The sequence below is a fragment of the Bradyrhizobium sp. AZCC 1693 genome (assembly GCF_036924745.1).
Classification (GTDB): domain Bacteria; phylum Pseudomonadota; class Alphaproteobacteria; order Rhizobiales; family Xanthobacteraceae; genus Bradyrhizobium.
This window is the reverse complement of the sequence record NZ_JAZHSD010000001.1, coordinates 5,969,139-5,981,187: the sequence shown is the minus strand read 5'-3', so window position 1 is coordinate 5,981,187 and position 12,049 is coordinate 5,969,139. Positions and strand designations below refer to the sequence as shown.

Genomic DNA, 12,049 nt, shown 5'->3' with positions numbered 1-12,049 from the left:
GAGGAAACGCTTCGCTGGAAAACGCTTTGGGACGGGGAATGCGCAATGAGTGAGGCCGTGGTGGACGACATCGTGGCCGTGCTGCCGCCGCTGCTGCGATCGCTGGAAGCCCTGGGCTTCGTCGCGCGCTACCTGAACCCGCCGGATTTCGACGGCGTGATGGAAGCGGCAGGCGAGCCGGACGCAGCCTTGCGCGCCGTGCGTCCGCGGCTCGATCAATGGCCGGCGGAATTTGCAGATATCAAGACCCCGCTGGAGACGGCGAGCGATGCGGCGCTGGCGGCGTTCGCGGCCCTGCGCGTCGTACAAAACGGCCATGGCGAGTTCGTCAACGTCTTTCGTGCCCTTCGTTATGCCCCGCGCGCGCAGGAGGCGCTGTATGCGCTAAAGGCTAGATTGCCGCCGGTGAACGACTACTTCATCGATCCGTCGCTGCGCGACGACGCCGGCCTCGCAGCGCGGCTGGGGGCGACGGCCAACGAAAACACCGGCGTCTTTCACAATCAGAACGAGCCCGGCAGCCGCGGCGGCTTCTCACTCTACGTGCCGGAATATTACACGCCCGACCGCGCATGGCCGCTGGTGATGGCGCTGCACGGCGGCAGCGGCAATGGCCGCGGCTTCCTGTGGAGCTGGCTGCGCGACGCCCGCAGCCGCGGCGCGATCCTGGTCGCACCGACCGCCACCGGCAACACCTGGGCCTTGATGGGCAACGACACCGATACGCCGAACCTGATGCGCATCCTGGACTCCGTGCGCGCACGGTGGAAAGTCGATCCGGAGCGGATGCTGCTGACCGGCATGAGCGACGGCGGTACGTTCTGCTACGTGACGGGCTTCGATGGCGCCTCGCCCTTCACCCACCTCGCGCCGGTATCGGCGACGTTTCATCCGCTGATGGCGGAAATGGCCGACGCCGACAGGCTGCGCGACCTGCCCATTCACATCGTGCACGGCCGGCTCGACTGGATGTTCCCGGTGGAAGTGGCGCGGCAGACCAGCCGGGCGCTGTCGGCCGCGGGTGCTAACGTCACCTATCGCGAGATCGATGATCTCAGCCACACCTACCCGCGCGAGATGAACGCGGAGATTTTGCACTGGCTGGCCGGCCCGTAGACACGGAACCATCCTCCCGGCACTGCGTTATCAGCCGCCACGGAGGGATTGCCATGCGGACGTTTGTCGGAATGATCTTGGGTGCGCTGCTGCTGGTTTGCGGCGTCTATGTCTATGATTCCATACAGACGTCGAGCGTCGCGAACGGCCAGGTCGCGCAGGCCAATCGCACCATCGTCAACTGGGACGTGGCGGCCGCCGACTGGAACAGGCTGAAGACGCGCGCCCATGAGGATTGGGTCAAGATCTCGTCGAAGTAATTCAGGCGCCAGGAGCGCAGGGATCACGCCGTCGTCACTCACGACGGCGTTTTTCTGCGCGTTTTTTCTGATCGCTAGTTGGTCTTCTTTGCCTTGCGCGCGTCGGCAATCACCATCTCGAATTCCGCCATGGTCAGGATTCCCGGCACGCGGAACTTGCCGACGATGAACGACGGCGTTCCCTTGAATCCGAACGCCATCGCCTGGTCGTGGTTGCGGGCGAGGATGGTGTCGATCGCCTTGGCATTCGTCGTGGCGTCGCGGTTGAGGCGATCCATGTCGATGCCGGCGCCGGCCAGCAATTCGCGGATACGCGGTTCGGTCAGTCTCGAGCTGACGCCGATCATGGCCTCGTGCGCGGCCATGTACTTGTCCTGATACCTGGCTGCCAGCGCTATCCGCGCCCCGAACTTCGAGACCTCGCCAAGGATCGGCCAATCCTTCAGGACCAGGCGGACGTTGCCGTCGTCCTGCACCACCTGCTGGATCTCGGGCGCGATCTTGCGGCAATAGGGACAATTGTAGTCGAACCATTCGACGATGTTGATGTCGCCCTCGGAATTGCCGGTGGAGGGCACATCAGGGTCCCGCAGCACCAGCGCTTCGGTCAGCACGTCGTCGCTGCCTTGCGCGAACGCCGATCGCTGTGCCGCGCCGAGGAGAGCCGCACTCGCGCCCAGCAAGCCAAGCGCTTCGCGCCGTGTGCGTCCCGGGTTGGTCCCGGCCGGATTATTCGATCGCTTCATTTGAGTCTCGCGAAGGGCTGCATCCCCTGTCTACGCCGGAGAGAGGGATATGTTACGCGCCAGCATATAGAGCGCCACCGCAATAATGGCCACGGCGAACACGATATTGAGCGCGCCGCGGCGCTCGGCGAGGTGGCGCGCCGAACGCGTGCCGGCCAAACCGCCGGCGATGCCGCCCGCCACGAACAGCCCCGCCAACGCCCACGACACCAGCCCGGACCAAGCATAGCTGGCGGCCGTCGTCAGGCCAAACGCGGTGACCGCGACCAGCGACGAACTCACCGCGTTCATGATCGGCATGCCGGTCGCCAGCATCAGGGCCGGCACGATCAGGAATCCGCCACCGATGCCGAAGAATCCCGATATCGTCCCGGTCGTGAGGCCAAGGCTGACGATGGCCGGCACGTTCGACATCGAGACCTTGACGTCAGGCAGGCCGATGCGCGAGCGCGTCTTCAGCATCAGAAGCGCAATGACGATCATGACCAGCGCAAACAGCGCCAGCAGTTTTTGGCCGTCGACCATCTTGCCGAGGATCGAGCCGCCGAAGGCGCCGGCCATGCCGGCTGCGGCGAAGATCAGCGCGCAGGACCAGATCACGGTGCCGCCGCGCGCATGGTTGGACAGGTTGATCGCGGCATTGGCCGCCACCGCAATCGCGCTGGTGCCGATCGCGACATGCGGCTCGGCCACGCCGACCACATAGACCATCAACGGCACCGCCAGGATCGAGCCGCCGCCACCGACCAGGCCAAGCGAAAACCCGACCAGCATCCCCGACGCCAGTCCCAGCACGCCCTGCGCGGCGGAGATGATCAAGTTGAAAGACTCAGTTGCACGGCGGGACCTTAGAAGGATTTTTCACGTCCTGCTATGCCGATAGCATAAGTATGCACTGCATCAGGGTCAGGCCGGCGCGCGCGCCCTGTCCTTCGCGGCCCCCTCGCGGGCCGCCAGCGCCATCAGCGTGCCGCTCATGGTCGCGATCAACGTCTCGACCCCGTCATGCGTTGCATAGGCGCGGGCCTCGCACACCGTCAATGTGCGGCCGGGCTTGACGACGGTGGCGCGGAAGGCGAACCGCTCGCCGCGCGCGGGCGCGAGCAGATTGGTCTTGAATTCCACGGTGAGGATTCCCGTTGCCGCCGGCATCAGCGTGAACGCGGCGATGCCGCAGGCAGTGTCGAGACCTGCGGTGATGATCCCGGCATGGACGAAGCCGTGCTGCTGGGTGAGGTCGACCCGATAGTCCATCGCCAGGTCGACCTCGCCCGGCTCCAGCCGCGCAATCGAAATGCCGAGCGTCTTCATCGCGCGCTGCTGCTCGAACGTGTGAATCGCGGTCGCGCGATAATCCGGGTTCTTCGGCTGGAAGCGTAACATGCGGCTCACGCCATCGCCGGGTCGAGATGCTTTGCAGCCGCGTTGCGGATCGCGGCCGCGAACGGCGTCGACTTCCGCGCCTGCCGGTCCATGTGGACGCGGGCGAACAGATTCCAGTTCGCCTCGTCGAATTTTCCGACATGCCACATGATGTTCATGTGCCCGACATGATCGCATTGCCAGGGATAGACCGTGCCGCGATAGGTCGCGTCCGTCTGCATCGTTCCGCTCCCGCCTTTCTCATTCTGATACGGTAGCGTATCATGGTGTCGGCGGGTTAGCAATACGGCACCGTATCAATACTCGGTGAGGCCGGACGATGAGCGACCCCAACAGCGACGCCAGGAGCGACACCAAGGCAGACGCGCGGACCGGCGAGGTGCGCAACGAGACCTGGATCGAGGCCGGCCTGAGGGAAATCGCCCGGACCGGCGTCGAGGGGGTGCGGGTCGAGGTGCTGGCCAAAAGCCTCGGGGTCACCAAGGGCGGCTTCTACCGCCGCTTCCGCGACCGCGCGGCGCTGCTCGAGGCCATGCTGCAAAGCTGGAGCGAGGGCCGCATCGCCGCGATCGAAAAACACACCAGCCTCGATGGCGCCACCGCCCGCGAACGGCTGAAGGCGCTGATCGCGCTTTACTCCGAGCGGATGAATACCGAGGGCATGGCGGTTGAGCTCGCGATCCGGCAATGGGCCCGCTCCGACGAGCTTGCCGCCAACGCGGTGGCGAGCGTCGACGTCGCGCGGCTGAAGAATGTCGGGCAGCTCTATCGCGCCACCGGCCTGCCGGCGGAGGAAGCCGACGCGCAGGCGTTCCTGTTCTATTGCTTCGTGTTCGGCCAGAGCCTGCTGTTTCTCGAACGCGGCCCGCGCAAGCGCGCGCAACTGATGGCGAAGTCGGCCGAAACATTGCTCCGCGAATTGTAGGCGCGGCCGAAACATCCGGCCGCGCCCGCTTTCCGTTGCCGCTAGGCCGCGCCCTTCAGCTTCTTGGAGCATTCGCTGTAATAGCCGCCGCCCTTCTGGATCCACTTCAGCCCGCCATTGGCGTTGGTGGCCTTGTTGGCGTTGTACTGATCCACGCAGGTGTGCATGCGCGCCTTGCCGGCGGTCTCCTTGGAATATTTGGGATCGACGGCGCTCGGATAGACCGCGGGGCCTGATGGCGCGGCCGGCGCCGCAGCTTCCTTGGCTGCCTTCTTTGATTCCTTCCTGGCTTCCTTGGGCGCGGCCGCCGGAGCCGCAGCGGGTGCAGCCGCCGGAGCGGCGGCGGCAGCCGGCGCAGCGTCGGCGCCGCACTGGGCTTTCCGGAAGTCGTTCCACTTCTGGCCGCCGAGCGTGCCGGCGGCTTTCGCGGCCTGGTATTTGGCGCTGCATTCCTGCGCGGTCAGCGCCTGCGCCGGCGACGTCGTCATCGCAAACGCAGCCAAACCCGACACCGCAATCGCACCCAGTATTTTTGCTTGAATAGTCATCCCTGGTCTCCTTGGGGAAGTCATCTGCGCCTGCCATCCTAGCGCAACCACAGCTTGCTACAACGCGCAGACCGACCCTCCGGTAAAAAATTTTGTGTCAGCCTGTTCAACTCCATTCACCTGCGGTTCAGCATGGCAACGCAACGCTTGCCTCCTTGTTTCAATCCGAGGTGCCCCATGACGAAAATATCCTCCCTCGCCACTGCAATCGCCGTTTCCCTTCTGCTCATGGGCTCCGCGTCAGCGCAAACCACGGCCCCGGCCAAGACCGAGGCGACCAAGACCGAAACCAAGGCGCCGGCGGAAAAGAAGGCCGAGAAACCGCGCACCACCGCCTCGCTCGAATGTTCGAAGCAAGCCGATGCCAAGGGGCTTCACGGCAAGGAGCGCAAGAAATTCCGCTCCGAGTGCAAGAAGGCCGCCGCCGAAAAGGCGAAGTAACCGCCCCGCCTCCTGCGCGAGGGCCGTGCCGAATTTTTTGACGACGCCGGTGGGCCATCGCCGGCGCCGCCGCGCATTGCTGCAATCGCGTGGCGCATTTGTCCCTCGCGTGCGGATTTGCCATAAGGCGGCGTGAGCCTGATCCCCGCCTCGATGTCCTCTGCTGTTGCCGACCGTGCCAAAATTCTGGGCACGCTCGAGACGCTCGTTATCGGCGCCGCCGGCGGCCTGCTGTTTTTGTGGCTTAACCTGCCGGGCGGGCTGATTTCCGGCGCGATGGCCGCCGTCGGCATCGCCGCACTGTCCGGGCGGCCGGTCACCATGCCGCCGATCCTGACGCAGACCGTGCTGGTGCTGCTCGGCATCACGCTGGGCTCGCTGGTGTCGCGGCAATTGATCCAGCACATGAGCGCCTATCCCTTGACCATCGGCCTCTTGGCGCTGGCGACGTTCTGCTCGACCTTCGGTTCGAGCTTCTACCTGCAGCGCGTGCACGGCTGGGACCAGACCTCGGCGTTGCTCGCCGGCAGCCCCGGCGCGCTGTCGCAAATTGTCATCCTTGCCGCCGAGAAGGGCGCAGACGTCGCGGGCATTGCCGTGGTGCAGACCGTCCGCGTGATCGTTCTCACGGCCGCACTGCCGCTGCTGCTGGCGTTGACCGGAATAGGGCCTTCGGCGTTGCCGACCATCACGACGGCGATCGCCTCGCCGGCCGGACTGGCCGGGCTGATCGCAGCGTCGGTCGCCGTCGCGCTGGTGCTGCGGCTGGTGAGTTTTCCGGCGAGCTGGATGTTCGGCGCAATGATCGCTTCCAGCGTACTGCACGGCACCGGAATGATCGAGGGTGGCCTGCCGCCGTGGATGCGCGGCGTGGCGCTGGTCGGCATCGGCGCCCTGATCGGCACGCGGTTCGCGCGGGTGAAGAAGTCGACGCTGCTCAGCCACATCAACGCGGCGCTGGGCTCGTTCGCCGTCGCCATCATCATTTCCGCAATCTTCGTCACGGTAATCGTGCTGACCACCCATGTGCGCTTCGCCGACGTCGTCGTGGCGTTCGCGCCGGGCGCGATGGACGCCATGCTGGCGCTGGCGCTCACGCTGCATATCGATCCGATTTTCGTCGGCGCCCATCACCTGTCGCGCTTCGTGTTCGTCTCGATCACGACGCCGGGCATCGTGCATCTGTTCGGGCGGCCCCAGGAGGATGTCGACGATTAGGGTGCCCGTCATTGCCGGCGGATGTCTCGCGTGCCAATGCACGCGGCAAAAGGCGGCACACGAGCATACAGGTCCAGCGGGAGCATCCCGGCCTTCCCTGCGCAATGGCTTTACGGCTTATAGGCGCTCCCCGGTGAACGGCTTTCCTGCCACCGTCGCTACGCAAAAATAAATCTGCGCAACTTGACGCCGGCACCGCGGCGTCAGGACCACACGACTTCGCCGTACGCTTCCTGCGCGTACGTCTTGCGCATTCATCGAAGCGGCCGACAAGGCGCTCTCCGCGGCCAAGGCCAATGGCCGCAATCAGTCGGTGCTCGCCGCGATCCCCCAGCTCGCGCTGGTGGCTTAGGAGTTGTCATTCCGGGGCAATGCGAAGCATCAAACTATGGTGCGCAATTGCGCACCTGAGAATCTCGAGATTCCGGGTCTGGTCCTTCGGACCATCCCGGAATGAGGAGAGCAGCGCGTCGCGTTGCTCTCCTCACTTCTCCAGATACTTCTTCATCTCCGCGCGCAAGCCGTCGCGAAGGTCGTCGCGCGCCATGCCGTAGGCGATGTTGGCGCGCAGGAAACCGGATTTCGAGCCGCAATCGTGCCGCTCGCCCGCGAACTCCACGCCGTAGAAGCTTTGCGTTTTGGCGAGGGTCTTCATCGCATCGGTGAGCTGGATCTCGTTGCCCGCGCCGCGCTCCTGAGTCTCGAGAATCTTGAAGATTTCCGGCTGCAGGATGTAGCGCCCGGTGATCGACAGGTTGGACGGCGCCGTGCCCTTCGGCGGCTTCTCCACCATGCCGTCGACCTCGAACATGTTTTTCGCGAGCCGCTTGCCGACGCCGCAAATGCCGTATTGATGGGTGAGGTCGTCCGGCACCGCCTCCACCGCCAGCAGATTCGACTTGCCGCCAAGTTTGGCCGCAGCCTCGATCATCTGCTTCAGGCAGCCCGGGCTGTTCAGCACCAGTTCGTCCGGCAGCACCACCGCGAACGGCTCGTCGCCGACGATGTCGCGCGCGCACCAGACCGCGTGTCCGAGGCCGAGCGGTGCCTGCTGGCGGGTGAAACTCATGGCGCCAGCCGCGGGCTGGTCGCGCGCCAGGATGTCTTGCTCGGCCTTCTTGCCGCGCGCGGCCAGCGTGGTGTCGAGCTCGAACATCCGGTCGAAATGATCCTCGATCACGCCCTTGTTGCGCCCGGTGACGAAGACGAAGTGCTCGATGCCGGCCTCCTTGGCCTCGTCGACCACGTACTGGATCAGCGGCTTGTCGACGATGGTCAGCATTTCCTTCGGCATCGCCTTGGTGGCGGGCAGGACGCGGGTGCCGAGACCGGCGACCGGGAAGACGGCTTTGCGGATTTTCATGGGATGTCGGGGGCCTTGATATTGAGAACTTTGGAAATGAGGAAAGTGCTTTGATTGCACGTTGATAGCCGGTTTGCAGCCCTGAACAAAGGCGGATGTATGGTGGCCACCTCGCCTCCCCTTGCACGCCCCGGTCGCGACAACAAAATCCCCTCTGTTAAGCTATTGGAAACCGTGACAGGGCCTTCTGGCACGGGATTGGTTGCGACGGACGGGCACGGCATGGGTCTGATGGAACGAGCGATGAGCAATCGAACCGGCGCGATCATAATCGCGGCCGCGCTGTTGTGTTCCAGCAGCCAATCTCAAGCCCAATCCTCCGGCAACGGAGTTTCGGACTTTTTGGGCAACATCTTTTCCGGTCCGAAGTCCGGCCCGGCGCCGCAGGCCGCGCCCGGCCCGGACGGCGGCCCGCCGCCCTGGAGCGGCGAGGACGGCGCCTCCGGCCATCCCCTGATGACCGCCTCCGCCATCCGGGAGGCGGCTGCGAACTTTCAAAATTGCGTCGCCTCGATGTGGCCTGATGCCGCACGGCGCAACATCACCCAAGCGAATTTCGAGCGCTTCACCGCAGGTCTCGAGCCTGATCTGCGCATCATGGACCTGATGGATTCACAGCCCGAATTCACCAAGGCGATCTGGGACTATCTCGACATCCTCGTGAACGACAACCGCCTCGCCAGGGGCCGCGAGATCCTCGCGAAATACAAGCCGCAGTTCGACGCGGCGGAGAAAGCCTACGGCGTCGACCGCTACGCGATCGCCTCGATCTGGGGCATCGAATCGAACTACTCGACGCAGATGGGCGACCGTAACGTGGTGCAGTCGACGGCGACGCTGGCCTGCGTCGGCCGCCGCCAGAGCTATTTCAAGGACGAGTTCCTCACTGCGCTGGAAATCCTCAACCGCGGCGATCTGCGTCCCGAACAGATGCGCGGCTCCTGGGCCGGCGCGTTCGGGCCGACGCAGTTCATGCCGACCGCCTTCAAGCGCTACGCCGTCGATGGCGACGGCGACGGCCGTCGCGACGTCGTCGACAACGCCGCCGACCTGATCGCTTCCACCGCCAACAACCTCAAGAAGGACGGCTGGCAGACCGGGCGGAGCTGGGGCTACGAGGTGGTGCTGCCCGAGGGCTTTAATTTCATGCTGGCGGACAAGGCCAAGGCGATGACGATCGTGCAGTGGCAGGGCCAGGGAATAAAGCGAGCCGATGGCAAGCCGTTCCCTGACGCAACCGAGAAGGCCTACCTGCTGGCGCCTGCCGGCGCGCAGGGGCCCGGCTTCCTGATGCTGCAGAATTTCCGGGTGATCATGAAATACAACCCCGCGGAGGCCTATGCGCTGGCGATCGGTCATTTTGCCGACCGGCTGCGCGGCGGACCCGCCTTCGTGCAGCCCTGGCCGCGGCAGGAACGGGTGCTGTCGCGCGCCGAACGGCTGGAACTGCAGCAGCTTTTGGCCCAGCGCGGCTTCTACAAGGGTACGCCGGACGGCCAGTTCGGCGGCCAGACGCGGGAGGCGCTTCGCAGCTTCCAGGCCTCAATCGGGGCGCCGGCGGACGGATTTGCCTCTTCCGACGTACTGGAGCGGCTGCGGGGGCGGTAATGTCTTTGGTTTTGACGCGTTTTCTTCACGCGAACCGGTCTCTACTTCGCTCGAAAATGCTATGAAAGTCAGGTTTTTCCGCCCCGAAACCAACCCTGAAAACCCCAATTCGGCGAAAGCCTTGACGGTCGGGCCGGAACCCCGGTTTATGGGGAAAATCTGCCCGCTTGCGGCCCGATTCCGCTACTATAATTGACACATCACGACCCATTGCGACCGAGCCGGATGCGAAAGCCAAAGTCCTTTTTGCGCGTGTTTACCGACACCGGCCCGCTGGTGGTGCTGGCGGTTGCGATCGCGCTTTTGGTCGGGATCGTGGGACCGGCTTCCGCGCAGTTTTTCAATTTCGGCGGCTTTGGCGGGCCGCCGCAGCGGCAAGCGCCGCAGCGTGGCGGCGGCTGGTTCGGCGGCGATTTCTTTGCGCCATTCCAACAGCAGCAGCAACCGCAGGCGCCGCGGCAGGATTTCTCCCGTGCGCCTGGGCCCGCCAAGCGCGACACGGTGCCGGAACGTAACGTGCTGGTGCTGGGCGACGCCATGGCCGACTGGCTCGGCTATGGCCTGGAAGACGCCTATGCCGAGCAGCCCGACATGGGCGTGATCCGCAAGCACAAGACCGTCTCGGGCCTGATCAAATATCAGCCGCGCGGCGAGCCCGCCGATTGGGCCGCGGCCGCCAAGGGCATCCTCGCCACCGAAAAGCCTGACGCCATCGTCGTCATGCTCGGCCTCAACGATCGCGTGGCCATGCGCGAGGCGGTCACCGAGAAGAAGACCGACAAGAAGGACGCGCGCGGCAAGCCCGACGCCAAGCCGGCGGACGCCAAGCCGAAACCGGAAGGCTCGGCTGACGCGGCAAAACGCGACGACAAGCCGGTCGACGCCGAATTGTCGCTTGACGACGCGGCCGACAACGACACGCCGCAAACCGCCAACTCCGAAAAGAGCGCACGCGCGGGCGGCGGGCTCTACGAATTCCGCGACGAGCGCTGGGTCGAACTCTACGCCAAGAAGATCGAAGAGCTGATTGGCGTGTTGAAATCCAAAGGCGTGCCGGTGTTGTGGGTCGGCCTGCCTGCGATCCGCGGGCAGAAGGGAACATCCGACATGCTGTTCCTGGATGCGCTGTATCGCGACGGCGCGGGCAAGGCCGGCATCACCTATGTCGATATCTGGGACGGCTTTGTCGATGAAGCCGGCCGCTTCCTGCAAAAAGGGCCCGACTTCGAAGGTCAGATCCGGCAGTTGCGCACCGCCGACGGCGTGTTCTTCACCAGGCCCGGCGCGCGCAAGCTCGCACATTATGTCGAGCGGGAGGTGACGCGCCTGCTCGCTTCCCGCTCCGGGCCGATTGCCGTGCCGATCGAGCCGGCAACGCCGGAGGCCAATGTCGCGCCCGGCCAGCCGGCGCCGCGTCCGCTGGCCGGACCGGTGATGCCGCTGGTGGCCTCGTCCGTCGGCACCGATCAGTTGCTCGGCGGTCCCGGCACGCGCCCGGCGGCGGTCGATGCGCTCGCTGCGCGCACGCTGGTCAAGGGTGAGGCGCTGGCGCCGCCGGCCGGCCGCGCCGACGATTACGCCTGGCCGCGCCGGGAAATCGGCCGCGAGCAGGCCAAGGGCGATACGCCGGTTGCGGCCACCGCGCCGGGCGGAACGGTGGCTGCAGTGCCCGGACAGAAGCAGCTCTTGCTTCCGCCGCCGCAGCAAACGCTGCAGCAACAGAAGAAGCAGCCACAGATTCCGCAGCAGATTCTTCCGCAGCAGATTCGCCCCGCCCAGAACGGCGCGCAGCCATCGCTGCGCGACTTCTTCGGCTTCGGCACGCCGCGCCAGCCCGCGCCGCCCGCGGCCGCACCGCCGCGTGGACCGGCGGCCCCGGGCGTGCCGCGCCCGCCGGGCAGCGTCGGACGATCGGCCGAGGTTCCGCCGGGCAATCTCACGCGCTTCTGACGTCTCAGGAAGACGCGCGCATCGCGCGCCTCCGATGCTTCGCATCGCCGGATCCGAACGATGCGGCGCTTCTCGGCGGCGACACCGTTACTTGGGGATGACGACTTATCCGTAATAGCGCCAGCGCGGCGGCGGGCGGCGCGGCGGGCGTGTCATCAACAGCGCCAGCGCAAAACCAATTCCACCTGCGACGAGCAGCGCGCCGAGCGGATTTTCCTGCACGGCTTTCGCCACCGCTTTCTGGCCGCTGCGAACGGTGTCGCCGCTGTGTTCATAGGCATCCTTGGCATAGTTGACGGCGGCATCCGTGGCGTCGCGGGCGGCATCCTTGGCCTGGCCGTAGATATTTTGCACCGTGCCGGCCGCTTCGCGCGCGCGGCCCTCGGCTTGCGCCTTCGCATCGCCCGCTAAGTCGCCGACAGTGCTTTCGACCCTACCTGCGAAATCCTTGGCCGAGCCGGCAATCCGATCCTTGTCCATTGCGGTCACTC

14 protein-coding genes are annotated in these 12,049 nt (G+C 65.4%); 7 read left to right on the top strand and 7 right to left on the bottom strand.

From position 1 onward, the window contains the following. The first annotated feature begins 45 nt into the window (after positions 1–45). Entirely contained in the window at positions 46–1,116 is a 1,071-nt protein-coding gene (locus V1293_RS28345) for a phospholipase (protein WP_334514082.1), read from the top strand. A 53-nt stretch (positions 1,117–1,169) separates the two neighbouring features. Beyond that, positions 1,170–1,376: a hypothetical protein gene (locus V1293_RS28340; RefSeq protein ID WP_334514080.1), complete on the top strand. Its 207-nt coding sequence runs from the start codon at positions 1,170–1,172 to the stop codon at positions 1,374–1,376. 74 nt (positions 1,377–1,450) lie between these two features. Here the strand turns inward: V1293_RS28340 and V1293_RS28335 are convergent, their stop codons facing one another. The 4 genes from V1293_RS28335 to V1293_RS28320 form a co-directional block, all read right to left on the bottom strand. Continuing rightward, positions 1,451–2,122, bottom strand: a complete 672-nt coding sequence (locus tag V1293_RS28335) for a DsbA family protein (protein WP_334514078.1) — start codon at positions 2,120–2,122, stop codon at positions 1,451–1,453. Between the two features lie 30 nt (positions 2,123–2,152). Then, complete coding sequence (locus tag V1293_RS28330; protein WP_334516957.1) at positions 2,153–2,938, bottom strand: sulfite exporter TauE/SafE family protein; 786 nt, start codon at positions 2,936–2,938, stop codon at positions 2,153–2,155. A 90-nt stretch (positions 2,939–3,028) separates the two neighbouring features. Next, the gene (locus V1293_RS28325) at positions 3,029–3,505 is read right to left on the bottom strand and encodes a PaaI family thioesterase (RefSeq protein ID WP_334514077.1); all 477 of its coding nucleotides are present in this window, start codon (positions 3,503–3,505) and stop codon (positions 3,029–3,031) included. Between the two features lie 5 nt (positions 3,506–3,510). After that, positions 3,511–3,726, bottom strand: a complete 216-nt coding sequence (locus V1293_RS28320; RefSeq protein ID WP_334514076.1) for a thioesterase family protein — start codon at positions 3,724–3,726, stop codon at positions 3,511–3,513. A 98-nt stretch (positions 3,727–3,824) separates the two neighbouring features. Between V1293_RS28320 and V1293_RS28315 the strand changes: the two genes are divergently transcribed. Continuing rightward, entirely contained in the window at positions 3,825–4,430 is a 606-nt protein-coding gene (locus V1293_RS28315; RefSeq protein ID WP_334514074.1) for a TetR/AcrR family transcriptional regulator, read from the top strand. A 41-nt stretch (positions 4,431–4,471) separates the two neighbouring features. Here the strand turns inward: V1293_RS28315 and V1293_RS28310 are convergent, their stop codons facing one another. After that, the gene (locus V1293_RS28310) at positions 4,472–4,978 is read right to left on the bottom strand and encodes a hypothetical protein (protein ID WP_334514072.1); all 507 of its coding nucleotides are present in this window, start codon (positions 4,976–4,978) and stop codon (positions 4,472–4,474) included. A gap of 177 nt (positions 4,979–5,155) precedes the next feature. On the opposite strand from V1293_RS28310, the gene V1293_RS28305 reads away from it, so the two are divergent. After that, positions 5,156–5,419: a PsiF family protein gene (locus V1293_RS28305; protein WP_334514071.1), complete on the top strand. Its 264-nt coding sequence runs from the start codon at positions 5,156–5,158 to the stop codon at positions 5,417–5,419. 132 nt (positions 5,420–5,551) lie between these two features. Beyond that, the gene (locus tag V1293_RS28300; RefSeq protein WP_442894295.1) at positions 5,552–6,637 is read left to right on the top strand and encodes an AbrB family transcriptional regulator; all 1,086 of its coding nucleotides are present in this window, start codon (positions 5,552–5,554) and stop codon (positions 6,635–6,637) included. 484 nt (positions 6,638–7,121) lie between these two features. Here the strand turns inward: V1293_RS28300 and galU are convergent, their stop codons facing one another. Further along, the gene (gene galU / locus V1293_RS28295; protein ID WP_334514070.1) at positions 7,122–8,000 is read right to left on the bottom strand and encodes a UTP--glucose-1-phosphate uridylyltransferase GalU; all 879 of its coding nucleotides are present in this window, start codon (positions 7,998–8,000) and stop codon (positions 7,122–7,124) included. A 243-nt stretch (positions 8,001–8,243) separates the two neighbouring features. Between galU and V1293_RS28290 the strand changes: the two genes are divergently transcribed. Then, the gene (locus V1293_RS28290) at positions 8,244–9,608 is read left to right on the top strand and encodes a lytic murein transglycosylase (RefSeq protein ID WP_334514068.1); all 1,365 of its coding nucleotides are present in this window, start codon (positions 8,244–8,246) and stop codon (positions 9,606–9,608) included. A gap of 225 nt (positions 9,609–9,833) precedes the next feature. After that, on the top strand, positions 9,834–11,558 hold the full coding sequence (locus tag V1293_RS28285; protein ID WP_334514066.1) for an SGNH/GDSL hydrolase family protein: 1,725 nt from the start codon (positions 9,834–9,836) through the stop codon (positions 11,556–11,558). A 105-nt stretch (positions 11,559–11,663) separates the two neighbouring features. On the opposite strand, the gene V1293_RS28280 is transcribed toward V1293_RS28285, so the two are convergent. Further along, positions 11,664–12,038 carry a CsbD family protein gene (locus tag V1293_RS28280; RefSeq protein ID WP_334514064.1) on the bottom strand — a complete coding sequence of 125 codons (375 nt, stop codon included), beginning with the start codon at positions 12,036–12,038 and terminating at the stop codon, positions 11,664–11,666. Positions 12,039–12,049: the final 11 nt, after the last annotated feature.

Bases quoted from the DNA above. Each gene is read 5' to 3' on its own strand.
- V1293_RS28345 (WP_334514082.1), top strand. From the start codon at position 46: ATGAGTGAGGCCGTGGTGGACGACATCGTGGCCGTGCTGCCGCCGCTG.
- V1293_RS28340 (WP_334514080.1), top strand. From the start codon at position 1,170: ATGCGGACGTTTGTCGGAATGATCTTGGGTGCGCTGCTGCTGGTTTGC.
- V1293_RS28335 (WP_334514078.1), bottom strand. From the start codon at position 2,122: ATGAAGCGATCGAATAATCCGGCCGGGACCAACCCGGGACGCACACGG.
- V1293_RS28325 (WP_334514077.1), bottom strand. From the start codon at position 3,505: ATGTTACGCTTCCAGCCGAAGAACCCGGATTATCGCGCGACCGCGATT.
- V1293_RS28320 (WP_334514076.1), bottom strand. From the start codon at position 3,726: ATGCAGACGGACGCGACCTATCGCGGCACGGTCTATCCCTGGCAATGC.
- V1293_RS28315 (WP_334514074.1), top strand. From the start codon at position 3,825: ATGAGCGACCCCAACAGCGACGCCAGGAGCGACACCAAGGCAGACGCG.
- V1293_RS28310 (WP_334514072.1), bottom strand. From the start codon at position 4,978: ATGACTATTCAAGCAAAAATACTGGGTGCGATTGCGGTGTCGGGTTTG.
- V1293_RS28305 (WP_334514071.1), top strand. From the start codon at position 5,156: ATGACGAAAATATCCTCCCTCGCCACTGCAATCGCCGTTTCCCTTCTG.
- galU (WP_334514070.1), bottom strand. From the start codon at position 8,000: ATGAAAATCCGCAAAGCCGTCTTCCCGGTCGCCGGTCTCGGCACCCGC.
- V1293_RS28290 (WP_334514068.1), top strand. From the start codon at position 8,244: ATGAGCAATCGAACCGGCGCGATCATAATCGCGGCCGCGCTGTTGTGT.
- V1293_RS28285 (WP_334514066.1), top strand. From the start codon at position 9,834: ATGCGAAAGCCAAAGTCCTTTTTGCGCGTGTTTACCGACACCGGCCCG.
- V1293_RS28280 (WP_334514064.1), bottom strand. From the start codon at position 12,038: ATGGACAAGGATCGGATTGCCGGCTCGGCCAAGGATTTCGCAGGTAGG.